Consider the following 24,829-nt stretch of genomic DNA (forward strand, 5'->3'; position numbering starts at 1 on the left):
CCATCGTGCCCCGCCGGTACGACATCCACGAACGGACCGGGTGGGGAATGTGCCCGACTAAAGCAAAAAGCGTGGAAGGTGCGCTTAATACGTTAAGTCTTACTTAACTGCTTGCTTCTACGGAGCAACATAAAGTAACTTCACTCGCAACGCGAACCGGGGTGAGGGGATTTGATGGCCGGCGAGCAGCGCACCGTCGAACCGGGCACCGACGTGCTGATTCGCAAGGTTGACAGTCACCTGGCCGCGCTCCGCTGCGGTCTGCACGGCCCCGAGTTGGAGCTCGCCGAACGCCTCGCCCGCTGCCTGCGTGAGTTGGTCCGCAGCACCGCGCAGGCGAGCGCCGCCGATCGCGGCCAGGTCCGCGTCGCCGTGCACTACTTCGTGCTGCGTCGGGAGAGTCGCGGCCGGTTGCTCTCGGTGCGGTCGCTGGCCGCCGCCGAGCGGGTGGTCGACCGCGTCGCGCGCCAGCTCGGCCGCCTGGACCTGCTGGCCGAGCTGCACCGCGATTGCCCCACCCCCGACGACGCCCAACCCCTGAACAACGCCCTCCTCCACTAAACCCCCCACCCCGCACCGCTCCGCCTGCGGGTCGACGGCGACGCGTGGAGAGCCCACCCAACCTCCGCCCCAACCCCACTGTCGATCATGGGGTTGTGGTGGGTGAGAAGGCCCCTTTTCCGCCTCGAAGTGGACACCTTAACTCCATGATCGACCGGGGTTGGGTGGGGTGAATTCCGGCAAAACCGCCCGGAGGACGACGAACTGGCGTCTGATCGCTGCTAGGCGCCACTGCTGCACGGGCGTCGGCCACCTCGATCGGGAGCGCAGGTGCTGGTACTGCTCGTCCTCCACCTCGTGGCGGCCCTCGCCGCACCGCTGCTCGTCCGGTGGTGGGGTTCCAGCGCGTGCTACCCGCTGGCGCTGGCACCGGCCGCCGCCTTCTGCTGGGCCGTGGCCCGCACCCCGGCCGTCGCCGACGGTGGGGCCGTGGTCGAGACGTACCCCTGGGTCGGTCAGTTGGGCCTGGACATCGCGCTGCGGCTCACCACGCTGTCCTGGCTGATGACGCTGTTGATCGGCGGCGTCGGCGCGCTGGTGCTGGTCTACAGCGCCCGCTACTTCGACGCCGGCTCGACCGGGCTCGCGCAGTTCGCCGGGGTCCTGGTCGCGTTCGCCGGCGCGATGCTCGCCCTGGTCTTCGCCGACGACCTGCTGCTGCTCTACGTCGGTTGGGAGTTGACCACGATCTTCTCCTACCTGCTGATCGGGCACAGCACCGAACGGCGTTCCAGCCGGTGGGCGGCGGCGCAGGCGTTGACGGTCACCACGCTGGGCGGGCTCGCCATGCTGGTCGGGTTCATCATGCTGGGCGAGCACGCCGGCACCTACCGCTGGTCGCAGATCACCGCCGAAGGGCTGCCCGACGGCGGCTACCTGATCACGGCCGTGCTGCTGATCCTGGTCGGCGCGTTGTCCAAGTCGGCGGTGCTGCCGTTCAACTCCTGGCTGCCGGTGGCGATGGCGGCACCCACGCCGGTCAGCGCTTACCTGCACGCCGCGGCGATGGTCAAGGCCGGCGTCTACCTGGTCGGGTTGCTCGCGCCGGTGCTCGCCACGGTCGGCCCGTGGCGGCCGGTGGTGCAGGTCGCCGGCGTGGCGACGATGCTCGTCGGTGGCTGGGCGGCGCTGCGGCAGACCGATCTGAAGTTACTGCTGGCGTACGGGACGGTCAGTCAACTCGGTCTGCTGATCGCGGTCACCGGCTCGGGCACCCCGGACGCGGCCCTGGCCGGCGTGGCGATGCTGCTGGCGCACGCGTTGTTCAAGGCGGCGTTGTTCCTGGTCGTCGGCATCATCGACCACAGCGCGGGCACCCGTGACCTGCGCGAGTTGACCGGACTGCGGCACTGGTCCCGGCCGCTGTTCGTGGTGGCGGTGCTGGCCGCGGCGTCGATGGCGGGGGTGCCGCCGCTGGTCGGCTTCGTGTCCAAGGAGGCGGTGTTCGCCGCGTTCACCGATCAGCCGGTGCTCCTCACCGGTCTGGTCGCCGGAACGGTGCTCACCGTCGCGTACAGCGCACGTTTCCTCTGGGGCGCGTTCGCCGACCGGCCGGGGGTGGAGCCGGTCCGACCGGGGCCGGTGGCCGCGTCGTTGCTGGTGCCACCGGCGGTGCTCGCCGGGGTGGGTCTGCTCGCCGGTCCGGCCGCGAGTGTGCTGGACGAGCTGCTGCGCCCGTACGCCGATCTGCTCGGCGGGGTGGACGCGCACCTGGCGCTCTGGTCCGGGCCGACTCCGGCGCTCGGCCTGTCCGTGGTGGCGCTCGTCGGCGGTGGCCTGCTCTTCGCCCTGCGCGGGCCGTTGGCCCCGGTGCTGGCCCGCCTGCGCTCGCCGGTCGGCGGCAACCAGGGGTACGAGTGGATCGTGGGCCGCTTCGACCGGCTGGCCATCGAGGTCACCGGCGCGACCCAGCGTGGTTCCCTGCCGCAGTATCTGGGCGTCATCCTGGTCTCCCTGGTGCTGGTGCCCGGCACGGCGATGCTCTCCGCCGGCCCGTGGCGGGCTCGGCTCCCACTCTGGGACAGCCTGCTGCAACCGGTGGTCGTCGTGGTGATCGCGGTCGCCGCGGTGTTGGCGGTCGGTGCCCGCCGCCGCCTGACCGCGATGCTGCTGGTGGGGATGACCGGCTACGGCACGGCGATGCTGTTCGTCCTGCACGGGGCACCCGACCTGGCGCTCACGCAGTTCCTGGTGGAGACCGCGACGATCGCGATCTTCGTGCTGGTGCTGCGTCGGCTGCCGGAGCGGTTCTCGGCCCGCCCGCTGCGCCGTACCCGTTGGGTGCGCCGGGTGATCGGGGTGGCCGTGGGTGTGGTGGCCGCCGGGCTGGCCCTCACGGCCGCCGGTGCCCGCCGGGCACCGGACATCTCCGCCGTCTTCCCGGACCTGGCGGTCATGCAGGGGTACGGCCGCAACGTGGTCAACGTGACCCTCGTCGACATCCGGGCCTGGGACACCATGGGGGAGTTGGCGGTGCTGGTGGTGGCCGCGACCGGGGTGGCCAGCCTGATCTTCGAGCGCTCTCGCACCGGGCCGCGACCGCGCCGCCCGGACGCGGACCGCCGACTGACCGAGTCGGGCCGGTCGGTATGGCTGCGCGGTGGCCCCACCCTCTACGAGGAGCGTCGCTCGATCGTGTTGGAGGTGGTCATCCGGCTGATCTTCCACACCGTGGTGCTGTTCTCCCTCTTCCTGCTCTTCTCCGGGCACAACGCGCCGGGCGGTGGCTTCGCCGGCGGCCTGGTGGCGGGTCTCGCCCTGGTGGTGCGCTATCTGGCCGGTGGCCGGTACGAGTTGACCGAGGCCGCTCCGATCGGCGCCGGTGCGATCCTCGGCGCGGGGCTGGCCGTGTCGGCGGGCAGTGGGGTGGTGGCGTTGCTGGCCGGTGGCGCGGTGCTGGAGAGCGCCAAGCTCGACCAGACCCTGCCAGTGGTCGGTGACACCCACCTGGTGACGTCGCTCTTCTTCGACATCGGCGTGTACCTGGTCGTGATCGGGTTGGTGCTGGACATCCTGCGCAGCCTCGGCGCAGAGGTGGACCGGCACATCGAGGCCGCCGGGGAGGCACCCGGTGGCCTGGCCGTCGACAAGGGGGACCGGCCGTGAGCGCGAGGAGTGAGCCGGTGTTGCGAGCCCCGCAGTCGCGAACAGAGGTGGCGCCGTGAGCGCGAGCGACGCTGGGCCGACGTTGGTGATGGTGGTGGCCGTCGCGGTGTTGTTCGGGTGCGGGGTGATCCTGCTGTTGGAGCGCAGCCTGACCCGGATCCTGCTGGGTGTGATCCTGCTCGGCAACGGGGTGAACCTGTTGATCCTGCTGGGTGGGCGGTCGGGTGGGGCGCCGATCGTCGGCTCGGGTCCGGTGGATCGGATGAGCGACCCGCTGCCGCAGGCGATGGTGTTGACCTCCATCGTGATCACCTTCGGGTTCACCGCGTTCCTGCTCGCTGTGGCGTACCGCAGTTGGTATCTGTCCGGTGACGACGAGGTGCCCGACGACCTGGAGGACCGGCAGATCATCCGCCGGGCCGGGCGCAACGAGATGGGTGCCGTCGACCATGGTGGGGAGGGGCCGAACGGCGACCCGGAGCAGGTCGATCCGGAGCCCGCCCGTCGTCGGCTGCGGCGCGGGGACGACTCGTGATGGGCGCGTTGGTGCCGTTGCCGGTGGTGGTGCCGCTGTTCGGTGCGGCGTTGACCCTGCTGTTGGCCGGGATGCCCCGACTTCAGCGCGCGATAAGTGTGCTCTGCCTGTGCGGCACGCTCGTCGTGGCGCTGGTGCTGCTGGTGCAGGCGTACCGGCATGGGCCGGTGGTGGTGACGGTCGGCGCCTGGCCGGCCCCGGTGGGGATCGTGCTGATCGCCGACCAGTTGGCCGCGCTGATGGTGGTGGTCTCGTCGGCGGTGACCCTCTGCGTGCTGCTGTACTCGATCGGTCAGGGCCGCAGCGAGACGAGCGAGTCCACGCCGGTGTCGATCTTCCACCCGACGTACCTGGTGCTCACCGCGGGGGTGACCAACGCGTTCCTGGCCGGTGACCTGTTCAACCTCTTCGTCGGCTTCGAGATCCTGCTGGCCGCGAGCTTCGTGCTGATCACGCTGGGCGGCACCGAGACCCGGATCCGGACCGGGTCGACGTACGTGGTGGTCAGCATCCTCTCGTCGATGATGTTCCTGACGGCGGTGGGTCTGGTGTACGCGGCCACCGGCACGCTCAACCTGGCCCAGCTCGCCCACCGTCTCGACGACCTGCCCGACGGCGTACGGCTGGCCCTGGAGTTGACGTTGCTGCTGGCCTTCGCGATCAAGGCGGCGGTCTTCCCGTTGTCGGCCTGGCTGCCGGACAGCTACCCGACGGCGCCGGCCCCGGTCACCGCCGTCTTCGCGGGTCTGCTCACCAAGGTCGGCGTGTACGCGATCATCCGTACCGAGACGTTGCTGTTTCCCGGTGGGCACGCCGACACGCTGCTGATGGTCGTCGCCGGGCTGACCATGGTGGTCGGCATCCTCGGCGCGGTGGCCCAGTCCGACCTGAAGCGGCTCTTCTCCTTCACCCTGGTCAGCCACATCGGCTACATGATCTTCGGGGTGGCGTTGAGTACCGCCGCCGGGCTCTCCGGCGCGATCTTCTACGTGGTCCACCACATCACCATCCAGACCACGCTGTTCCTGGTCGCGGGTCTGGTCGAGGAGCGCGCCGGAAGCACGGACCTGCGCCGCATCGGCGGGCTGGCCCGGGTCGCGCCGCTGCTCGGGGTGCTGTTCTTCGTCCCGGCCATGAACCTCGCCGGGGTGCCGCCGTTCTCCGGCTTCCTCGGCAAGCTCGGTCTGCTCCAGGCCGGGGTGGCCGCCGGTGGGCCGCTGCCCGGGGTGCTGGTGGCCGCCGGCACGGTGACCAGCCTGCTCACCCTGTACGTGGCGTCCCGGGTGTGGAACATCGCCTTCTGGCGAGCGCCCCGGCTGGCCACCGGCGAGCCCGTCGTCCAACTGCCGAGGCTGATGGTCGGGGCCACCGTGGCCCTGGTCGCTCTCGGTCTGGCGTTGACCGTGCTGGCCGGTCCGCTCTTCGACGTCACCGCCGACGCGGCGGCCGACCTGCGTCTGCGTACCCCGTACGTGCGTGCGGTGCTGCCGGGCGGTGAACCGTGACCGGCCCGCCCGGGCGGACCCGGGACGACGGCGGGTCGCCGGTGTCGCGCGGCGGGCTCGGACGCCGGCGGGACCAGCTGGTGGCGCTCGGCTGGCTGGTGCTGGTCTGGATCCTGCTCTGGGGTGACGTCAACTGGGCGAACATCGTCGGCGGCCTGCTGGTCGGCACGGCGGTGCTGGTCTTCTATCCGCTGCCGGCGGTCACCTTCGGCGGTCGGCTCCGGCCGGGGGCGCTGCTGGTGTTCGCCGGCCGGTTCGTCGTCGAGCTGGTCCGCGCGAGCATTCACATCGCCCGGATCGCCGTGCAGCCCGGCTACCGGCCGCGCGGCGCGATCATCGCGGTCCAGCTACGGGTGCGTACGGACCTGAACCTGGCGCTCACCGCGGAGGCGGTCTCGCTGGTGCCCGGCACGCTGATCATCGAGGTGGACCGGCGGTCCGCGACCCTCTTCGTGCACGTGCTGGACACCCATCGGCCGTCGGACCTGTCCGCGGCCCGCAAGCGCACGCTCGCCGTCGAGCGCCGTCTCATCCGCGCCGTGGGTTCCGCCGCCGAACTGCGACTTGTCGAGTCCCGACCCGTCGAGAAGGGAACCGAACCATGATCACCTTTCTGGCCGCCGTCCTCACCGCCCTACTGTCGGTGACCGCGCTGCTGGCACTGGCCCGCCTCTACCGGGGGCCGTCCCTGATCGACCGGGTGATCGCCGCGGACATGCTGCTCGCCACCATGGTCGGCGCGGTGGGCGCGGAGGCGGCGGTCAACCGGCACGCCACCACGCTGCCGGTGCTCGTGGTGCTCTCCCTGCTGGGGTTCATCGGTTCGGTGTCGCTGGTCCGCTTCGCCGTCCGGGAGCAGGTGTGATCAGCACCGTCGCCGACTGGCTGGGCGCGGCCTGTCTGGTCGCCGGAGCGCTGCTCGCCCTGGCCGCCGCGATCGGCGTGCTCCGCTTTCCCGACGCCCTGTCCCGGATGCACGCCGCCACCAAGCCGCAGGTGCTCGGAGTGCTCCTGCTGCTGCTCGGCATCGCGCTGCGTCTCCGTTCCGGATCGGACCTCGGCATGCTCCTGCTCGTGGCTGTGTTTCAGCTGGCCACCGCGCCGGTGGCGGCCCAGATGATCGGGCGGGCCGCGTACCGGGCGGGTCGACTCGACCGGAGCCTGCTCGACGCCGATGAGCTGGCCGAACGCGGATCAGGCGGCGGGTCGTCCGGCCCGGCGTGACGACCGGGGAACCGGACGATCCGCTCCTTCGGCCCACCCCCAGCGAAGTCCCAGCCAGCGCCGATAAAATGGCGGCATGATCGACTCTTCTGCCCAGGAGGGCAGCAGTAGCCAGCCGGGTCGTGCCCGGCATATCCCCGTACCGACGACCCCGGGAGCCCTGAGCGACCCGTGTTGATCGTCGTTGGTCTTCTCTTGATCGTTGTTCTCACTGCCGCCACCGGTTACTTCGTGGCGCAGGAGTTCGGCTACGTCGCCGTGGACCGGGGCAAGCTGCGTCAGCTCGCCGACGACGGCGACCAGGCCGCCGCCCGGGCCCTGACGGTGACCAGCCGGCTCTCCTTCATGCTCTCCGGCGCCCAACTCGGCATCACCGTCACCGCCCTGCTGGTCGGCTACGTCGCCGAGCCGTACCTGGGCGCCGGCCTCGCCGACCTGCTCGGCGTGGCGGGCGTCAGCGAGGGGGTCACCCTGCCGCTGTCGGTGGTGTTGGCCCTGGTCATCGCCACCATCGTGCAGATGGTCCTCGGTGAGCTGGCCCCGAAGAACCTGGCCATCGCGCGGGCCGAGCCGTTGGCCCGCGCGCTGAGCCGGTCCACCCTCGTCTACCTCGCCGTCGCCGGGCCGGTGATCCGGCTCTTCGACCGGGCGTCGGTCCGGCTGCTCCGCCGGGTCGGCATCGAGCCGATCGAGGAGCTGCCCAGTGGCGCCACCCCGGCCGACCTGGAGCAGATCATCGCCGAGTCCCGCGAGGAGGGCAGCCTGGACGCGGAGATGTCCACGCTGCTCGACCGAGGTCTGGACTTCCGCGAGCTGACCGCCGGGGAGGCCATGGTGCCCCGGGTCGACGTGCACACCGTACGGGCGCACGAGTCGGTCAGCCGCGTGGTCGAGCTGCTGGACACCGGCCACTCCCGCTTCCCGGTACGCGGTGCGGAGGGCGTCGACGACCTGATCGGCGTCGTCGGCATCGCCGACGTGCTCGGCGTACCCCCGGAGGAGCGGTCGACCACGCCGGTGAGCGCGGTGGCGGGCCCGCCGCTGCTCGTACCGGAGACGTTGCCCCTGCCCACGGTGCTGGACCGCCTGCGGTCCGGCCACCGGCAGATGGCCTGTGTGGTCGACGAGTACGGCGGTTTCGCCGGGGTCATCACCCTGGAGGACATCGCCGAGGAGTTGGTCGGCCCGATCCGGGACGAGGACGACCCACCGGAGCGGGCACCCGCCCGCCAGGACGACGGATCGTGGGTGGTGCCGGCCCGCTGGCGGATCGACGAGGTCGCCGACAGCACCGGCATCGCGCTGCCCGAGGCACCGGAGTACGACACCCTGTCCGGGTTGGTGATGCGGGAGCTGGGCCGGGTGCCGGAGGTCGGTGACCGGCTGGAGATCAGCCTGCTGCCGGAGGGCGCGGACGGCGAGGTCAACGAGGCGGAGCCGCGCGCGCTGGTCGAGGTGCTGGCCGTGGACCGGCACGTGGCGGATTCGGTGCGGTTGCAGCTCACCAAGCCGGAGGTGACCGCGTGAGCCCCGGGATCGCGCTGTTCAGTTCGGTGATCCTGCTGGCGCTGAACGGGTTCTTCGTGGCTGCCGAGTTCGCTCTGGTGGCCAGCAAGCGCTACCGCCTGGAGCAGGCGGCGGCGAACGGTGGCCGGGCGGCACGCGCCGCGCTGGACGGCGTCCGCGAGCTGTCGCTGATGCTGGCCGGCGCGCAGCTCGGCATCACGCTGTGCACCCTGGGTCTCGGCGCGCTGGCCGAGCCGGCGATCGAGCACCTGCTCAGCCCACTGCTGCACGCGGTGGGCCTGCCGGACGCGGCCAGCCACCTGATCGCCCTGGTCTTCGCCCTCGGGGTGGTCACCTTCCTGCACCTGGTGGTGGGGGAGATGGCCCCGAAGTCCTGGGCGATCACCGACGCGGAGCGCTCGGCGACGCTGCTCGCGTTGCCGTTCCGGGCCTTCGCCCGGGTGTCGCGGCCGGTCCTGTCCGCGCTCAACGCGCTGGCCAACGCGATCCTGCGGCTGTTCGGGGTCAACCAGCAGGATCAGCTCGCCCAGGTGCACGGCCCGGACGAGCTGCGGATCCTGCTGGAGCAGTCCCGCGAGCACGGGCTGCTCGGCGCGGAGCAGCACCAGCTGTTGACCAGCATGCTGGAGTTGCAGGGCACGTCGGTGGCGCAGGTGATGGAACCGTTCGCCACGATGGTCACCGTCCGTCGGGACGACCCGGCCGGGCGGATCGAGGAGGTCAGCCGGGACAGCGGCCGGTCCCGGTTGGCGGTGCTGGACGAGCAGGGCGACGTGTGTGGCCTGGTGCACGTCCGGGAGGCGGTACGGGTGGTCACCACCGGCCGTGCCGCGACCGCCGGGGAGTTGATGACTCCCGCGTTCACCCTGCCCGCGACGTCCTCGGTCACCGAGGCGGTGGCGGCGATGCGGGCCCGGCAGTCGCAGCTCGCGTTGGTGCGCAACGGCGGTGGCCCGGCCCGACCGATCGGTTTCGTGGCTCTGGAGGACCTCCTGGAGGAGGTCATCGGCGAGTTCGACGACGAGACCGACACGGTCCCGCGCGGACGTCGCCTGCGGTGACGTGTCGACCCGGCCGCGCCGACGTGGTGCGGCCGGGTCGGCGCTGCCGCGCCGGGTGTCCGCCGGGGTAGGCGCGGTCGGGGCCGACGGGTGCGGCCCGGGTCGGCGCGGTGGGCGTGAGGTCATCGCGACCGGGTAGGCGCGCCGGGTGGGGCCGACGGGGTCCCGTCCGGGAGGGGGCCCGCGGTGCGACTGACCGGAGTGTCCCGGGAGTCCGGTTGGACCGGCCTGTCCGTGCAGACCACACTTCCCAACCCGAGCACCCGGCCGGGCCTGCGCCTGCCGGGGCGGGTGACAGTCGCGGCCGGACCGGAGGACGTGCTGGTCCGGCACATCCGGCTCGGCCTGGTCACCACCGTCGAACCGGATGATCCGGACGCCGCCCGCCGCCTCGTGCAGTTCCATCAGGTGCCGATCGCCGGTCGGTTCGTCGTACCCGCCGGACGGCGGCGCGCTGTCGACTTCGCGTTGCCGTTGCCCTGGGAGACCCCGGTGACGACCTTCGGTGGGGTGCCGCTGCTCAGCCTGCGGATGGGTCTACGGACCGAGGTGTCCGTCGACCCCGACCTCGACCAGGGTGCGATGGTGCCCGTCTTCGTCCACCCGCTCCCCACCCAGCAGCACGTGTTCGCGGCGTTGGACACGCTGGGCTTCGCGATCCGCCAGGCGGGGTTGCAGGAGGGCGGGCTGCCCGGGGTGGAGCACACCCTGCCACTGCACCAGCGCTGGGGCTTCTGGGTGGGGCCGCTCTACGCCGGTCCGATCACCGAGCTTGAGGTGATCTTCGTGACCAACTCGGCGGGCCTGGAGGCGATCCTGTGGATGGATCGCCGGCTGGCGCTGGCCGGCATCACCCACCAGAGCATCAGCCGGTTCCGGATCTGGCACGAGGACGCCGACCGGCGGGACTGGGTCGCCACCGTGGACGGCTGGCTCCGCCAGGCGATCAACAGGCACGCCGCCGCTGCCGCGCACGCCGACTGGTCCGCGCGGATCGGCGGGTCCGCCCACGTCAGCCGCCACCCCGACGAGCCGATCCGTCCGGGCTACGGTCTCGGCGGCACCGCCGGCGGCGCGGGCGTCGGTGGCGGCGGCTCCGGCGGCGGCGACGGCACCTGACCCCCCGCCCCGCCGCTCCCGCCCCGCCGCCCCGCGCCCCGCCAACCCCGTCGATCATGGAGTTGCGGTGGGATGAAAATCCCTTTTCGTCCCCTTTAGGGGGCACCACAACTCCATGATCGACGCGAGCGTCAGCGCCGAGCGTCGAGGTTGACGGGGTGGGTGGGGTGGGGTCAGCCGGCGGTGGCGGTGGCCAGTTTGAGGCTGAAGGCCAGGAAGAGGGCGGCCACGGCGGTGGTGCCGCCGGCGGCCAGGCGGCGGCGCTGCCGGAACTGGGCCGCCAGGAAGGTACCCGCGAAGATCAACGCAGTCAGGTAGAGCGCGCTCGTCACCTGTGCGATCAGCCCGAGGAGCAGGAACGACAGCGCCGGCCAGGCGTAGCCGGGGTCGACGAACTGGATGAAGAACGAGATGAAGAACAGGATCGCCTTCGGGTTCAGCAGGCTGATCACCAGCGCCTTGCGGAACGGGCTGCGCATCGCCGCCGGCTCCGCGGCGTCGATGAGCCGCGGCGCGCTCGGGTCGTTGCGGTCGCGCCAGCGCCGCACCGCGCCGCGCAGCATGGTCAACCCGACATAACCGAGGTACGCGGCACCGGCGTACTTGATCACCAGGAACAGCGGAGGGTACGCCTTGAGCAACGACGCCACCCCGGCGGCGGAGAGGAACATCAGCACCCCGTCGCCGACGAACACGCCCCCGGCGGCCCGGTAACCGACCGCTACCCCTCGTTTGGCCGCGGTGGAGAGCACGAAGAGCGAGTTCGGCCCGGGCAGCAGGATGATGGCCACGGTGCCCAGCACGTACGTCCAGATGTCGGTGATCCCCAGCACGCCCGCCATCATCACGCCACCGGTGCCGTACGGCGAAGCCTTTCTCGCAGCCTGGCCTGTGCGTTCGGCCACTCGTCGACGGTCATCGCGTACTGGACGGTGTCCCGCCAGGAGCCGTCCGGGCGTTGCCGGTGCATCCGCAGCACCCCTTCCCGGGTCGCGCCGAGCCGTTCGATGGCCGCCTGGGAGCGGACGTTGCGGATGTCGGTGTGCCAGGCGACCCGCACCGCGCCCAGCTCGTCGAAGGCCCGGCCGAGCAGCAGCAGCTTCGCCTCGGTGTTGATCCCGGTACGCCACCAGGGCCGGCCGAGGAAGGTGTGCCCGATCGCCACCGCCCGCCGCTGCGGGTCGATCTCGTAGTAGGACGTGCTGCCGACCACCGCCCCGGTCGCCGCGCACCGTTGCACCCAGGCCACCTGCTCACCGCGGTGCTGGGCGGCCAGGGCGGCGCCGATCACCGCCGCGGTCTCGCTGGGCGCGGTGGGCGGTGCGACGGCGAGGTGCTGCCACACCTCCGGGTCTGCGGTGGCGGCGTGCAACTCGTCGGCGTGCGCCACCTCCAGCGGCTCCAGCCGGACGTGTTCGCCGTGCAGCGACACCGGGTCGTGCCAGGGCGTACGCGCCGTACGCAGGAACGCCGGCAGCGGCGCGGTGACCCCGGGGGCCGGTTCGGGTTGCCCGGCGGTCAACCGCAGCGGCAGCACACCGGCCCAGTGCGGCAGGTGCAGGTCGGCCTCGTCCTCGCGGACCCCGCCGCTGCGGGACCGGACGGACACCTCGCGCAGGGGCAGCGCCAGCACGGCGGTCTCGGCCAGCTCCCGTCGGCTGGGCGGGCGGGTGTCGGTGCTGCGTCCCGAGCCGACCTTCTCCACCAGCGCGGTGAGCATGGCGAGCTTCTCCCGCTCGTCGGTGACCAGGCGGGCGGTGCCGTGCGCGACGACCGAGCGGTAGTTGGCGCTGTGGTGGAACTGGGATCGGGCGTAGACCAGCCCGTCGAGCACCGTCACCGCGACGCAGACCGGCAGCCCGTCGCCCCGGGCGGCGAGCAGTGGCCGGCTTCCGGTGGAGCCGTGCAGGTAGAGGGTGTCGCCGATGCGGACGTGCAGGGTGGGCAGCACCCGGGGCTGGCCGTCGACGGTGAACCCGAGTGCGCAGTCGTACGCCTCGTCGAGCACGGCGTGAGCGGCGGCCTCGTCGTAGCTCATCCGGTCGCGGGAGCGGTGGGGTGTGGTCCGGGCGGTGGGTGGATACATGCGCTCGTCCCTTTGTTCTAGTACAATCCCTTGTTTGTGTCAGCACGCTATCAGCTCAGTGGTACGACGGCCGTCGAGATTTCGGCCGGAATCGAGTCGGGCATCCGTACCGGTGCGCTGTCCCCCGGGGCCGCGCTGCCCCCGGTGCGGGCGCTCGCCGCCGACCTGGGTGTCAGTCCCGCCACCGTCGCCCGCGCCTACCAGGAGCTACGCCAACGTGGCCTGCTCGTCACCGCCGGACGGCACGGCACCCGGGTCCGCCCCCGCCCTCCGGTGGCCGCCCGCCGCTCCGCGCTGCGCCCCCCGCCGCTGCCCGGGGCCCGCGACCTGTCCCGGGGCGAACCCGACCGCCGGCTGCTCCCTCCGCTCGGCCCGCACCTGGCGGCGCTCGCCGCCGACATCGGCCCCTCGGTCAGCTACTCCGACGCCGGAGTGCTGCCCGAACTGACCGAGGTGGCCCGTGCTCGACTGGACGCCGACGGCGTACCGGCCGGGGACCTGACCCTCACCGGCGGCGCGCTGGACGGCATCGAGCGGCTGCTCGGCGCCCACCTGCGGCCCGGCGACGCGGTAGCGGTGGAGGATCCGGGCTGGGCCAACCTGCTCGACCTGGTTGCCGCGCTGGGGCTGCGTCCGATCGGCGTACCCGTGGACGACGAGGGTCCGCTGGTGGCCGGGGTGGCCGCCGCGCTCGCCGCCGGGGCACGGGCGCTGGTGGTCACCAGCCGAGCGCAGAACCCGACCGGCTCGGCCGTCTCCGGGCAGCGTGCCGAGGCGCTGCGGGCGCTGCTCGGCGGTCGCCGGGACCTGCTGCTGATCGAGGACGACCACGCCGCCGAGCTGGCCCGCGTACCCCTGCACCCGCTGGCCGGTGCGACCGCGAGCTGGGCCTTCCTGCGGTCGGTGAGCAAACCCTTCGGCCCGGACCTGCGGCTCGCGGTGCTGGTCGGCGACGAGACGACGGTGGCCCGGGTGGCCGGTCGGACGCGGGTCGGCGCGGGCTGGGTCTCCACCGTGCTGCAACGACTCGTCCTCGCCCTCTGGCGGGATCCGGCGGTCGACGAGCTGGTGCGGCGGGCGGCACAGAGCTACGAGCGGCGACGCGACGGGCTGCTGGGCGCGCTGGCCGAGCACGGCCTCCGGGCGCACGGTCGTAGCGGCATCAACGTCTGGCTGCCGGTGCCGGACGAGACCAGCGCGGTCACCGCGTTGCGTGACGCCGGCTGGGCGGTCGCCCCCGGCGCCCTCTACCGCATCGCCGCCGCGCCCGCCGTGCGTATCACGGTCAGTTCGCTGGATGCCGACGACCTGGTCCCGCTGGCCGCCGCTCTGGCGGACGCCGTCAACCCGACTCCACCCCCGGGCTTCCCCACCTGACCGCCCTCGGTCGGCCGCCCTGCTCCAGGTGTCGGCGGGACCGACGGTTCGACCAGAAAGTACGAGGTTGCGGGGCTCATGGCTAAAGGGGCGGGTATGCGGGCCGCCGGAGGTGGGGACCATGGCTTCTCCTGGAGCGCGCAAGGGAATCTGGATCGTGGTGGCGCTGGTGATCATCATCATCGTCATCGTGTTGATCGCGATCGCTTCCGGTGGTGACGGCGGCGGAAACGGTTACTGAGCCGGTTCGGCGGGCGGGCGTACCCGGCACCGGGCGACGAACGGGTATATAACAGTCGGCATGGCCGAGCAGACCGGGAACGCCCCGGGCGCCCAGCGGTTCATCCCGCCCGACGCCGACACCATCGACGCCCTGCGTACCGCCGCCGGCGGCTGTCGGGGTTGCGAGCTGTACCGGGACGCCTCGCAGACGGTCTTCGGCCGGGGCGACGAGAGCGCCCGGGTGGTGCTGGTCGGCGAGCAACCGGGCGACATGGAGGACCAGAAGGGGCTGCCCTTCGTCGGCCCCGCCGGTCGGCTGCTGCGCCGCGCCGTCGACGACGCCGGACTGGACCCGGGCCACCTCTACCTGACCAACGCCGTGAAGCACTTCCGTTTCGAGTTGCGCGGCAGGCGGCGGATCCACCAGACCCCCGACCAGGTGCACATCACGGCCTGTCGACCCTGGTTGGTCGCCGAGTTCGCCCGGTTACGCCCGGAGATCGTGGTGGTGCTCGGCGCGACCGCCGCCAAGGCGCTGCTCGGGCCGTCCTTCCGGGTCACCAGGCAGCGGGGCGAGTTGCTGCCCTGGCCCGCCTCGGCCCAGCGTCCGGAGGACTTCCAACGGGTGCCGGTGGACAACGCCGGGAAGCACGCCGACGCGCCGCAGGCTCGGCTGCTGGCCACCATCCACCCGTCCGCGGTGCTGCGCGCCGACGACCAGGACAAGGCGTACGAGGGCCTGGTCGCCGACCTCACCGTCGTCACCCGCGCCCTGCCCGACTGACACCGGGGTAGTCCACGATCGACAGTGCTCCCGGGGATTGCGCGGCGGTCGAGCCTGGGTAACGGGAGCCGATGGACGTCGACAGCGACCCCCGTCGTGCCGATGCGCCCACCGAGGCCGGGGAGGGCCGCCGGGGACGGCGGCGGTTCCTCGAACGGGCGCCCGGTCTCCAGCTCATGGCCGTCTACTGGGTGCCGGTCACGGTGTTCGTCGGGCTGCCGGTGCGCTGGCTCTTCGACCGGCAGGAGTCGCTGGTCGAGGCCGTGCTGGGCGGCGCCTGGAACGCCGTCTGCATCGGTCCCGCGATCTACCTCGGCCGGCGGGCCGCCGGCGAGCAGGCCGCCCGGCGGGACCCCGAGGGGTACGCGCTGCGCGAGGCCCTGCGTACCGGCACGGTGCCCGAGGACGAGGGCACCCGGGCCGCACTGCCCGGCTACCTGGCCGGACAGCGGCGGGCCACCTGGGCGGCGCTGCTGTTCATCCTCACGATCTGTCTCGGCCTGGTCCTGCTGGCTCTGCTCGCCGCCGACAACGAGGGCTCCGTGGTCCTCTCCGGGGCGGTAGCCGTCGTCAGTGTGGCCGTCGCCGTGCTGACGCTGACCCGAATCCGCCGGCTCGCATCCCTGCTGCGGGCCGGACCACCGGGAGCGCCCCGATAGACACCGGCCGCAGCCCTCCATCGTGATCCTGCCGAACACGTCCGCTGCGGCGATCAGGCGATCTCGGACCAGGTAGAGACCCCTCCGGGCAACACGGTGCCGTCCTCCGACTGCGGCCGGCCACCGTGGCCAGGTCGCCCCGCCGCCGGGCGTCGTTGAACCGTTCCACCGACCGGTTTCGGCATCGCCCGTCCCGGCACCATCGGCGCCGTCCACACCGGAGGCGACGCCGATCCCGGCCCCGGCGTGCCCGGCGGCGGCCGACCCGATACCTACCGGAAACGGCACTGCGCGATCCGCGAAACAGCTTCTCTGCAGACTCATGCGAGTCGATCTTGTAGGGGAGGCGTGATGAGCGGTCAGACACAGTCGACGGTCAGCCGGCGTGGGTTCCTGCGGGCGGTGGGAGTCAGCGGTGGTGCCGGTGCGATGCTCGCCACGATGGGCGCGATGGGCCTCGCTCCCAGCGCGGAGGCGTCGGTCACCCCGGCATTCCGGCCGCCGGAACGGTCCGACTTCACGCTGACCGGGCGGCCGGGTGCCAGCGTGGTCATCCTCGGGGGCGGCATCGCCGGTCTCACCGCCGCCTACGAACTGGGCAAGGCGGGTTACCGCTGCACGATCCTCGAGGCGCGGCACCGCGTCGGCGGGCGGAACCTGACCATCCGCGGCGGCGACGTCGAAACCGACCTCGATGGACGGACGCAGCGTGCGGGCTTCTCCGACGGGGTCTACTTCAACGCCGGGCCGGGCCGGATCGCGCAGTGGATGGTGACCATGGACTACTGCCGGGAACTCGGCGTGCCCGTCGAGGTCTTCACCAACCAGAACGCCGACGCCTGGATCTACAACGAGTCCGCCGGCATGACCGAGCCGGTCCGGTACCGCACCGCCAAGGCCGACGTGTACGGCTACGTCTCGGAACTGCTGGCGAAGGCGACCGACCAGGGCGCGTTGGACGCCCAGCTCACCACCGAGGACCGGACCCGGCTCCTGGCGTTCCTGCAGAGCTTCGGCGCGATCGGCGGACGCACCAACGGATGGGCGTACACCGGGACCAGCCGTCGGGGCTTTGCCGCCTATCCGGGCGCGGGCAACGACGTGGGCAGCCCTCTCGGTGCGCCCCCGGCGCTCTCCGACGTCTTCGCCAGCAACGTCGGCCGGTACTTCTCCTTCGAGTTCGGCTACGACCAGGCCATGCTGATGTTCCAGCCGGTCGGCGGCATGGACCAGATCCCCCGGGCCCTGGCCAAGGCGGTGGGCATGCACCGGATCCGGCTCGACGCCGAGGTGACCGGGGTGACCGACCGGGGCGGCGCCGTCGAGGTGACCTACCGGCAGGGCGCCCGGCAGGCACAGATCACCGCCGACTACTGCGTGGCCACGCTGCCACCGCACCTGATGGCCCGCGTACCGCACAATCTCGGCACGGCCGTGACCGCCGCCCTGGCCGACTTCCCGGTCACCGCCGCCGGCAAGATCGGGTTGGAGTACCGCAGCCGCTGGTGGGAGACCGACCAGCGGATCTACGGCGGCATCACCGAGACCGATCTGGACCTGTCGCACATCTGGTACCCGTCGCACGGCTTCCACGGCAAGCGCGGCCTGGTCGTCGGCTACTACAACACCGGTGCGAACGCCAGGGCGTACAGCGGGCTCACCCCCGAGCAGCGCAGGGAGCGTGCGGTCGACCAGGGTGTGAAGATCCATGGTGACAAGTACCGCAGCGAGCTGGTCACCTCGTACTCCCACGCCTGGGACCGGACCCGCTACATCGAGGGCGCCTGGACCTCACCTCGCTACGGCACAGCCGGCTACAACCTGTTGCTCCAGCCGGCCGGGCGGGTCTACTTCGCCGGGGACTGGCTGAGCCACGAGGTGGCCTGGCAGCACGGCGCGTTCGTGGCGGCCCGCTCGGCGGTGTCGTCGCTGCACCAGCGCGTGCTGGCCGGCTGACCGACCACGCCGACCGGGCGCCACCCCGGTCCGCAGGACCCGCACCCGGATCAAGGCCCGACCAAGATCCGCGCAGTTTCGGGGGAAGTGCTGCCTCCAAGCGCGCTGAGACAGCAACATCCCTGAAACTGCGCGGATCATGCGGGGCGCGGGGCGCGGGGCGCGGGGCGCGGGGCGCGGGGCGCGGGGCGCGGGGCGCGGGGCGCGGGGCGGCGGGGCGGCGGGGTGCGGGGGTGCGGGGGTGCGGGGCGGCGGGGCGCGGGGCGCCCGCGGGGCGGGGCGGCGGGGGGCGGGGTGGGTGCGCGAGGATGGGGTCACCTCGTTCGTAAGGAGCGTCGATGGCCACCGACCTGACCGCGCCGGGCGCCGCGACTCGCCCCGACATCACGTCGATCCAACGTCGTACCCTGCGGTTGCTCTTCACCACCCAGATCGTCGGTGGTGTCGGCGTCACCATCGGCATCGCGGTGGGCGCGCTGCTCGCCGCGCGGATCGCCGGCACCGCCGTGGCCGGTGTGGCGCAGAGCGCCGGGGTGGTCGGCGCGGCGCTGCTCGCCGTCCCGGTCACCCGGATCATGGCGCGGCACGGGCGGCGACCGGGGCTGGTGGTGGCGTACGTGGTCGGTGCCGTCGGCGGCGTGCTCGTGGTGCTGTCCGCGGTGACCCGCTGGGTGCCGCTGCTCTTCCTCGGCATGTTGCTCTTCGGTGGGGGCACCGCCGCGAACCTCCAGGCCCGCTACACGGCTGTGGACCTCGCCGAGCCGGCCCGACGAGGGCGGCAGCTCTCCCTGATCGTCTGGGCGACCACCATCGGTGCGGTGACCGCGCCGAACTTCGCCGCGCTGGCCGACCGGGTCACCACCGGTTGGGGGCTGCCCCCGCTGGCCGGCCCGTTCGCGTTCAGCTCGGCCGCGTTCGTGTTGGCTGCCGTCGTACTCCTCGGGTTGCTCCGGCCCGATCCGCTGCTCACCGCGCGGCGGCTCGCGGTGGCCGACCCGCCCGTCGTGGCACCGACCGACGCCGCGCCGGTCAAGGTGCGCGCGCCGCGCGGCGCCGGGATGCGGGCGGCCTGGTCGGTGGTACGCGAGCGGCCCGCCGCCCGACTCGGCATCGCCGCCGTGGCGGTCGGCCACCTGGTCATGGTGGCGGTGATGGCGATGACCCCGGTCCGGCTCGGCGAGTCGCACGCCGACGCCGACGTGCTGCGTCTGGTCGGCATCGTGCTGAGCCTGCACATCGCGGGCATGTACGCGTTCTCCCCGGTGGTGGGTTGGCTCACCGACCGGCTGGGCCGGCGGGCCGTGATCCTCGGTGGGGTCGGGTTGCTGCTGGCCGCCTGCGCGGTCGCCGGCACCGCCGGGCACCACACACCCCGGCTCTCGGTGGGCCTGGTCCTGCTCGGGCTGGGCTGGTCGGGGACCATGGTGGCCGGCTCGACGCTGCTGTCCGAGTCGGTGCCGACCGGGGTGCGGCCGAGCGTCCAGGGGTTCTGCGACCTGGTCATGGGGTTGGCCGGAGCCGTCGCGGCCGTGGTCAGCGGGTTTGTCATGCAGTTCGCCGGTTATCCGGTGCTCACCCTGCTCGCGGCGGTCGCGGCGGCGCCCCTGGTGGCGCTAGCGTTGCGCCCGGTGCCGACCGGGGCACCGGACGAGGAGGGCTGATCACGTGCGGCTGACCGACTTCTGGGCGCGCCTGGAGGAGGCGTTCGGGCCCGGCTACGCGGCGAGCATCGCCCGCGACCAGGTGCTGTCCCAGCTCGGCGGACGGACCATCGAGCAGGCGCTGGCGTCGGGTGAGCAGACGCACGTGGTGTGGCGGGCGGTCTGCGCCGCGTACCCCGACCGAGTGCCTGCCCGACTACGCTGAGCAGCCTTTTCGTCGCTTCCGCGTGTCGCCTGTCGAGTCGTACACCTGTTCGGCTATTGTCCACAGCGGGGTGCTCGTCCACAGCTCGCGGCCCGTCGGCTGGTTTTCTGTCGGACCCAGCGCCTAGCGTGTCCGCGTGACGCGAAGCTCAGCAAAGACGCCGGCGAAGGCAGGGGTGGCAACCATGGCAGCAGGACCTGACCGGGAGAAGGCACTCGACCTTGCTCTCGCTCAGATCGACAAGCAATTCGGCAAGGGCTCGGTGATGCGGCTGGGGGAGCGGCCCGTCGTCCAGACCGCCGTGATCCCGACCGGCTCCATCGCGCTCGACGTGGCGCTCGGCGTGGGCGGTCTGCCGCGGGGTCGGGTGATCGAGGTCTACGGCCCCGAGTCCAGCGGTAAGACCACGGTGGCCCTGCACGCGGTGGCCAACGCCCAGCGCAACGGCGGCATCGCCGCCTTCATCGACGCCGAGCACGCGCTCGACCCGGAGTACGCGAAGGCCCTCGGTGTCGACACCGACGCGATGCTGGTCTCCCAGCCCGACACCGGCGAGCAGGCGCTGGAGATCGCGGACATGCTGATCCGCTCCGGCGCGCTCGACATCATCGTGATCGACTCGGTGGCGGCCCTGGTGCCGCGCGCCGAGATCGAGGGCGAGATGGGCGACAGCCACGTGGGTCTCCAGGCGCGGCTGATGAGCCAGGCGCTCCGGAAGATCACCGGTGTGCTCAGCAACACCGGCACCACGGCGATCTTCATCAACCAGCTGCGGGAAAAGATCGGCGTCATGTTCGGCAGCCCGGAGACCACGACCGGTGGTCGGGCGCTGAAGTTCTACGCCTCGGTCCGGCTCGACGTGCGACGCATCGAGAGCCTCAAGGACGGCACCGACGTGGTCGGCAACCGCACCCGGGTCAAGGTCGTGAAGAACAAGGTGGCCGCGCCGTTCAAGCAGGCCGAGTTCGACATCATGTACGGCAAGGGCATCTCCCGTGAGGGCTCGCTGATCGACGTCGGCGTGGAGCAGGCGATCATCCGCAAGTCCGGAGCGTGGTACACGTACGACGGCGACCAGCTCGGTCAGGGCAAGGAGAAGGCCCGGGAGTTCCTGAAGGAGAACCCGGACGTGGCCGCCGAGATCGAGAAGAAGATCCTGGAGAAGCTCGGCGTCGGTGTCGGCGCGGGCGACGCCGCCGGTGGCCCGGAGTTGCCGCCGGTCGACTTCTGACCGGTCGCTGACCAGTGGCAGGACGACGCGCCCGCACGGGGCGGGGCTGGGATGCCAGTCCGCCCCGTGCGGGCGACGCCGCTGATCCGCCGCGTCCCCGTCGGGGTCGCCGGGCCGAGTCGCCGACGGACGAACCGGCGCCCCCACCGCGCGACGAGTCCGAGGTGGCTCGCGAGATCTGCCTGCGCCAACTCGCCGTCCGGCCGCGTACCCGGGCCGAGTTGGCCGGGGCGCTGGCCAAGCGGGGCATCTCCGAGCAGGTGTCCGCCGAGGTGCTCGACCGGTACGACGAGGTCGGCATCATCGACGACGCCGCGTTCGCCCGAGCGTGGGTGTCCAGTCGGCACTCAGGTCGCGGGCTGGCTCGGCGGGCGCTCGCCAACGAGTTGCGCCGCAAGGGCGTCGACGGCGAGGTGGCCACCGAGGCGCTGGGTGAGCTGGACGAGGAGACCGAGGCCGACACCGCCCGCAGTCTCGTGGAACGCAAGCTGCGCACGGCCCGAGGCGAGCCCGACGCGGTCTTCCGCCGGCTGGTGGGCATGCTGGCCCGCAAGGGCTACCCGCCGGGGGTCGCGATCCGGGCGGTGAAGGACGCCCTCGCGGCGCAGAGCGCCGAGGCGGCCGAGTTCGCCGAGCAGATCGACGCCGACGTGCTCGCCGACGCCGAGGGCGACCTGGACCGCGACACCCGCGCCGTCGAGTGATCTGCCCGCCCCGCTGAGGTCGACGCCCGCTGAGTCGACCTCAGCGGGGAAAGCGCAGGCTCTCCACGATCAGATCGCAGCCGGCCCGCATCTCCACCGCCAGCCGGTCGTGCCCGCAGCTGACCATGAGGTTGTGGGTGCCGCCTGGCAGGACGCCGTACACCATCACGTCCTGGACCCCCGGCTCGCCGTCCCACCGGGGGCCGCCGCCCAGGGCGGAGAGGTCCATCCGGACCGCCTTCGCGCCGTCCAACGTGAGTCGTTCGACCGACGGGTTCTGCATGGCGCGGGATGGGTCGTCGACCAACAGCAGGTCCATCGGCGAGCCCTCGACCCGGTTGCTCTCACTCGCGATCAGGATGACGGCGTCGCCCTCGGCTGCGCCCCGAGGCGAGAGGTGGACGCAGTTCGCGTCGCCGCGCGGGGGGCACGGGCCTGCCGTCCAGCCCTTCGGGGCGGTGAAGCTCACCCGTCCGTCGCCGGTGGTCGTCCGCTCACCCGGGCCCAGTCGGGTCGTGTCGCCCGCCCGGGGCGCGGAACCGGTGCCCGATCGCCGGCTGCCGAGGGCCACCACGACCGTGAACGACAGCATCAGCACGGCGATGAACAGGGGCCATTTCCGAGTCATGCGCGGACCGTACGGGAGCACCACAAGGTCAACAATCACCCGCTGGTGTGGGCGGCGGACACCGGCGGACCGGCCGGGACGGCCGACCGGTTGATCGTGCTCGATCCGGGATGTGGTGGCCTGACCGGCACGACGACCCCACTACATCCTGGATCGAGCACGATCTTGGCGGCGGGCGGCGGGCGGCGGGCGGCGGGCGGCGGGCGGCGGGCGGCGGGCGGCGGGCGGCGGGCGGCGGGCGGCGGGCGGCGGGGTGGCGGGGGTGGCGGGGGTGGCGTTGCGTTGGTGGTGGCCGGTGGCTGCGCGGACCGCGCGGCGGCGGTGACTGGTGCCGCGCGGCGGCGCGGTGGCGTCGCGAGCGCAGTTTCGTCGGCGCCGACGTCATGGTTGTCACAAAGTCGGCTCTACCCGCCGGCGTCGTCGTCCCTGAACAGGTAGGACATGTCAATAAGCCCTGCCAGGTCGCGGTTTTTGTCACCCTGTGTCCGCAACGACATCAGCTTTCGGTGACGATTCAACTTCTCTCCGTTCGGGGGGTTTGATCATGAGTCCTTGACCAGAGCACCCCCGGAGACCTAGCCTCGCCATACAGGCTCACATTGCCCGACCATCGCAGGCTAAGCGCACAACATAGATCGCGTAACAAGACAGCATCACTTTGGCCGACTCCACGGCCTTTGGCGGCAGCTCCGGACTGGCCGGTCCGGGACGCCGCGACAACTGCACCCGGTCGCCGACGTTGCCTGCGGGCACCGCCGGCGGAGAGAGCTACCCACGGCCAGCCGCTCCGGTCGGGCGTCCACAGCCGCAGCAGTGTGCCCCGGCACGGTCGCTGCGGTCTCGACGTTAGGGGAGGCGGCCATGGCGGGGCGGCGGCACAGGTTCACCGGTGGACCCGACGGGGTCCCGGCATGAACGCCTTCGATGTCGTGCTCCTCGCGGCCGTCCTCGTCCTCGCCGTGGTGGTGATCGGGGCCGTGCTGGTGGGCATCCGGACGATGCGCCGGATGGGTGTCGCGCCGGCCCCGGAGGATCCCGCCTTCATTGCCGAGAAGGACCGTCAGGAGCAGTCCCTCGCCGCCCTGCGGACCGCGGCCGACGAGGCGAACAGCACGATCGACGTGGCCAAGTCCGCCGCCGCGGCGGCCCGTACGGAGGCCGCGGCGGCGAAGGCGGAGGCGAAGGCGGCCCGCGCCGAGGCGCGGCGGGTGCTCGACGACGCCCGCGCCGAGGCGGACACCGTGCTGGAGCGCGCCCACAAGCAGGCCGAGGCGGACGCCGAGCAGTTGCGCACGGCGGCGCGGCGCAGCGGCGAGCGGGAAGTCGCGGTGTTGGCCGCCACCACCCGGGAGCAGGCCGCCGAGGTGGAACGTCGGGCTGCCCGGATGGACGAGCGGGAGCGGATGCACACCGAGGAGGTGGAGCGGTTCGCCGAACGGGAGCGGCAGCTCACCGCCGCGAAGGCCGACCTCGCCGCCCGGGAGTCCGCGCTCGCCCAGCGGGAGGTCGAGCTGGCCGAGTCGGAGGAACTGCGCCGTCGGGAGTTGGAGCGGGTCGCAGGGCTCACCGCCGAATCGGCTCGACTGGAGTTGATCGAGGCGATCGAGACGTCCGCCAAGCGGGAGGCGGCACTGCTCGTACGGGACATCGAGTCCGACGCGCGCAACACCGCCGAGCAGCGGGCCCGCCACATCGTGGTGGACGCGATCCAGCGGGTCGCCAGCGAGCAGACCGCCGAGAGCGTGGTCAGCGTCCTGCACCTGCCCGGTGACGAGATGAAGGGGCGCATCATCGGCCGGGAGGGGCGCAACATCCGCGCCTTCGAGTCGGTGACCGGCGTCAACCTGATCATCGACGACACCCCCGAGGCGGTGTTGCTGTCCTGCTTCGACCCGGTCCGCCGGGAGGTGGGCCGGCTGACGCTGGAGAAGCTGGTGCTGGACGGGCGGATCCACCCGCACCGGATCGAGGAGGTCTACGACCTGGCCCGGCAGGAGGTGGAGCAGCTCTGCCTCCGCGCCGCCGAGGACGCCCTGGTCGAGGTCGGCATCACCGAGATCCACCCGGAGTTGGTGACCCTGCTCGGCCGCCTGCGCTACCGCACCTCGTACGGGCAGAACGTGCTCAAGCACCTGGTCGAGACCGCGCACATCGCCGGAATCATGGCCGCCGAGCTGCGGTTGGACGTACCGATCATCAAGCGCTCGGCGTTCCTGCACGACATCGGCAAGGCGCTCACCCACGAGGTGGAGGGCAGCCACGCCATCATCGGCGCGGACCTGGCCCGCAAGTACGGCGAGCACGAGGACGTGGTGCACGCCATCGAGGCGCACCACAACGAGGTGCCCCCGCAGACCATCGAGGCCGTCCTCACCCAGGCGTCCGACGCCTGCTCCGGCGGTCGGCCGGGCGCGCGTCGGGAGAGCCTGGAGGCGTACGTCAAGCGGCTGGAGCGGATCGAGGAGATCGCGGCAGGCAAGCTCGGCGTGGACAAGGTCTTCGCCATGCAGGCCGGCCGGGAGATCCGGGTGATGGTCAAGCCGGACGACGTGGACGACATCGGGGCGGCCGTGCTGGCCCGGGACGTGGCCAAGCAGATCGAGGAGGAGCTGACCTACCCGGGTCAGATCCGGGTCACCGTGGTCCGCGAGTCCCGGGTGACCGAGATCGCCCGCTGAC

The 24,829-nt window shown here is 72.2% G+C and carries 22 protein-coding genes; 19 read left to right on the forward strand and 3 right to left on the reverse strand.

Annotated features, from left to right (window positions below):
* Window positions 1–174: 174 nt before the first annotated feature.
* From O7616_RS12405 to O7616_RS12450, 10 genes are all read left to right on the forward strand, one after another.
* Entirely contained in the window at window positions 175–561 is a 387-nt protein-coding gene (locus tag O7616_RS12405; protein ID WP_282306926.1) for a hypothetical protein, read from the forward strand.
* A 270-nt stretch (window positions 562–831) separates the two neighbouring features.
* The gene (locus O7616_RS12410) at window positions 832–3,666 is read left to right on the forward strand and encodes a Na+/H+ antiporter subunit A (RefSeq protein ID WP_282306927.1); all 2,835 of its coding nucleotides are present in this window, start codon (window positions 832–834) and stop codon (window positions 3,664–3,666) included.
* A gap of 55 nt (window positions 3,667–3,721) precedes the next feature.
* Window positions 3,722–4,201 (forward strand): Na(+)/H(+) antiporter subunit C, encoded by a 480-nt coding sequence (locus tag O7616_RS12415; protein ID WP_282261810.1) that lies wholly within the window; start codon window positions 3,722–3,724, stop codon window positions 4,199–4,201.
* The gene (locus O7616_RS12420) at window positions 4,201–5,706 is read left to right on the forward strand and encodes a Na+/H+ antiporter subunit D (protein WP_282306928.1); all 1,506 of its coding nucleotides are present in this window, start codon (window positions 4,201–4,203) and stop codon (window positions 5,704–5,706) included. The genes O7616_RS12415 and O7616_RS12420 overlap by 1 nt, the downstream gene beginning before the upstream one ends.
* Window positions 5,703–6,311, forward strand: a complete 609-nt coding sequence (locus O7616_RS12425; protein ID WP_282306929.1) for a Na+/H+ antiporter subunit E — start codon at window positions 5,703–5,705, stop codon at window positions 6,309–6,311. The genes O7616_RS12420 and O7616_RS12425 overlap by 4 nt, the downstream gene beginning before the upstream one ends.
* Entirely contained in the window at window positions 6,308–6,571 is a 264-nt protein-coding gene (locus O7616_RS12430) for a monovalent cation/H+ antiporter complex subunit F (protein WP_282306930.1), read from the forward strand. Before O7616_RS12425 ends, O7616_RS12430 begins: the two co-directional genes overlap by 4 nt.
* Entirely contained in the window at window positions 6,571–6,930 is a 360-nt protein-coding gene (gene mnhG, locus O7616_RS12435) for a monovalent cation/H(+) antiporter subunit G (protein ID WP_282307606.1), read from the forward strand. The genes O7616_RS12430 and mnhG overlap by 1 nt, the downstream gene beginning before the upstream one ends.
* Window positions 6,931–7,101: 171 nt before the next feature.
* Window positions 7,102–8,457, forward strand: coding sequence for a hemolysin family protein (locus O7616_RS12440; protein ID WP_282306931.1), 1,356 nt, complete (start codon window positions 7,102–7,104; stop codon window positions 8,455–8,457).
* Complete coding sequence (locus tag O7616_RS12445) at window positions 8,454–9,518, forward strand: hemolysin family protein (RefSeq protein WP_282261805.1); 1,065 nt, start codon at window positions 8,454–8,456, stop codon at window positions 9,516–9,518. The genes O7616_RS12440 and O7616_RS12445 overlap by 4 nt, the downstream gene beginning before the upstream one ends.
* A 186-nt stretch (window positions 9,519–9,704) precedes the next feature.
* A complete protein-coding gene (locus O7616_RS12450) occupies window positions 9,705–10,637 on the forward strand; it encodes a sporulation protein (protein ID WP_282306932.1) in 933 nt (310 codons plus the stop codon).
* A gap of 173 nt (window positions 10,638–10,810) precedes the next feature.
* Here the strand turns inward: O7616_RS12450 and leuE are convergent, their stop codons facing one another.
* Together leuE and O7616_RS12460 are read right to left on the reverse strand one after the other, a co-directional pair.
* The gene (gene leuE, locus O7616_RS12455) at window positions 10,811–11,482 is read right to left on the reverse strand and encodes a leucine efflux protein LeuE (RefSeq protein ID WP_282306933.1); all 672 of its coding nucleotides are present in this window, start codon (window positions 11,480–11,482) and stop codon (window positions 10,811–10,813) included.
* The gene (locus tag O7616_RS12460) at window positions 11,482–12,723 is read right to left on the reverse strand and encodes a bifunctional pyridoxamine 5'-phosphate oxidase family protein/GNAT family N-acetyltransferase (RefSeq protein WP_282306934.1); all 1,242 of its coding nucleotides are present in this window, start codon (window positions 12,721–12,723) and stop codon (window positions 11,482–11,484) included. Before O7616_RS12460 ends, leuE begins: the two co-directional genes overlap by 1 nt.
* Window positions 12,724–12,759: 36 nt before the next feature.
* On the opposite strand from O7616_RS12460, the gene O7616_RS12465 reads away from it, so the two are divergent.
* The 8 genes from O7616_RS12465 (at window position 12,760) to O7616_RS12500 (ending at window position 21,522) form a co-directional block, all read left to right on the forward strand.
* Window positions 12,760–14,100, forward strand: a complete 1,341-nt coding sequence (locus tag O7616_RS12465; RefSeq protein ID WP_282306935.1) for an aminotransferase class I/II-fold pyridoxal phosphate-dependent enzyme — start codon at window positions 12,760–12,762, stop codon at window positions 14,098–14,100.
* Between the two features lie 301 nt (window positions 14,101–14,401).
* Window positions 14,402–15,106 (forward strand): UdgX family uracil-DNA binding protein, encoded by a 705-nt coding sequence (locus tag O7616_RS12470; protein ID WP_282306937.1) that lies wholly within the window; start codon window positions 14,402–14,404, stop codon window positions 15,104–15,106.
* Between the two features lie 71 nt (window positions 15,107–15,177).
* Window positions 15,178–15,765: a hypothetical protein gene (locus O7616_RS12475; protein WP_282306938.1), complete on the forward strand. Its 588-nt coding sequence runs from the start codon at window positions 15,178–15,180 to the stop codon at window positions 15,763–15,765.
* 351 nt (window positions 15,766–16,116) lie between these two features.
* Window positions 16,117–17,721, forward strand: coding sequence for an FAD-dependent oxidoreductase (locus tag O7616_RS12480; RefSeq protein WP_282306939.1), 1,605 nt, complete (start codon window positions 16,117–16,119; stop codon window positions 17,719–17,721).
* 338 nt (window positions 17,722–18,059) lie between these two features.
* A complete protein-coding gene (locus O7616_RS12485) occupies window positions 18,060–19,382 on the forward strand; it encodes an MFS transporter (RefSeq protein ID WP_282306940.1) in 1,323 nt (440 codons plus the stop codon).
* Window positions 19,383–19,386: 4 nt separating this feature from the next.
* Window positions 19,387–19,587 carry a DUF3046 domain-containing protein gene (locus tag O7616_RS12490; RefSeq protein WP_278151127.1) on the forward strand — a complete coding sequence of 67 codons (201 nt, stop codon included), beginning with the start codon at window positions 19,387–19,389 and terminating at the stop codon, window positions 19,585–19,587.
* A gap of 184 nt (window positions 19,588–19,771) precedes the next feature.
* Window positions 19,772–20,818 (forward strand): recombinase RecA, encoded by a 1,047-nt coding sequence (recA, locus tag O7616_RS12495; protein WP_088990914.1) that lies wholly within the window; start codon window positions 19,772–19,774, stop codon window positions 20,816–20,818.
* A 14-nt stretch (window positions 20,819–20,832) separates the two neighbouring features.
* On the forward strand, window positions 20,833–21,522 hold the full coding sequence (locus O7616_RS12500) for a regulatory protein RecX (protein ID WP_282306941.1): 690 nt from the start codon (window positions 20,833–20,835) through the stop codon (window positions 21,520–21,522).
* 40 nt (window positions 21,523–21,562) lie between these two features.
* On the opposite strand, the gene O7616_RS12505 is transcribed toward O7616_RS12500, so the two are convergent.
* Window positions 21,563–22,150, reverse strand: a complete 588-nt coding sequence (locus tag O7616_RS12505; protein WP_282306942.1) for a hypothetical protein — start codon at window positions 22,148–22,150, stop codon at window positions 21,563–21,565.
* 911 nt (window positions 22,151–23,061) lie between these two features.
* On the opposite strand from O7616_RS12505, the gene rny reads away from it, so the two are divergent.
* Complete coding sequence (rny, locus tag O7616_RS12510) at window positions 23,062–24,828, forward strand: ribonuclease Y (RefSeq protein WP_282306943.1); 1,767 nt, start codon at window positions 23,062–23,064, stop codon at window positions 24,826–24,828.
* Window position 24,829: the final 1 nt, after the last annotated feature.

The organism is Micromonospora sp. WMMD964 (assembly GCF_029581455.1).
Taxonomy (GTDB): domain Bacteria; phylum Actinomycetota; class Actinomycetes; order Mycobacteriales; family Micromonosporaceae; genus Micromonospora.

Bases quoted from the DNA above. Each gene is read 5' to 3' on its own strand.
- O7616_RS12505 (WP_282306942.1), bottom strand. From the start codon at position 22,150: ATGACTCGGAAATGGCCCCTGTTCATCGCCGTGCTGATGCTGTCGTTC.
- O7616_RS12470 (WP_282306937.1), top strand. From the start codon at position 14,402: ATGGCCGAGCAGACCGGGAACGCCCCGGGCGCCCAGCGGTTCATCCCG.
- rny (WP_282306943.1), top strand. From the start codon at position 23,062: ATGAACGCCTTCGATGTCGTGCTCCTCGCGGCCGTCCTCGTCCTCGCC.
- O7616_RS12405 (WP_282306926.1), top strand. From the start codon at position 175: ATGGCCGGCGAGCAGCGCACCGTCGAACCGGGCACCGACGTGCTGATT.
- O7616_RS12420 (WP_282306928.1), top strand. From the start codon at position 4,201: ATGGGCGCGTTGGTGCCGTTGCCGGTGGTGGTGCCGCTGTTCGGTGCG.
- leuE (WP_282306933.1), bottom strand. From the start codon at position 11,482: ATGATGGCGGGCGTGCTGGGGATCACCGACATCTGGACGTACGTGCTG.
- O7616_RS12475 (WP_282306938.1), top strand. From the start codon at position 15,178: ATGGACGTCGACAGCGACCCCCGTCGTGCCGATGCGCCCACCGAGGCC.
- O7616_RS12460 (WP_282306934.1), bottom strand. From the start codon at position 12,723: ATGTATCCACCCACCGCCCGGACCACACCCCACCGCTCCCGCGACCGG.
- O7616_RS12480 (WP_282306939.1), top strand. From the start codon at position 16,117: ATGAGCGGTCAGACACAGTCGACGGTCAGCCGGCGTGGGTTCCTGCGG.
- O7616_RS12485 (WP_282306940.1), top strand. From the start codon at position 18,060: ATGGCCACCGACCTGACCGCGCCGGGCGCCGCGACTCGCCCCGACATC.
- recA (WP_088990914.1), top strand. From the start codon at position 19,772: ATGGCAGCAGGACCTGACCGGGAGAAGGCACTCGACCTTGCTCTCGCT.
- O7616_RS12430 (WP_282306930.1), top strand. From the start codon at position 6,308: ATGATCACCTTTCTGGCCGCCGTCCTCACCGCCCTACTGTCGGTGACC.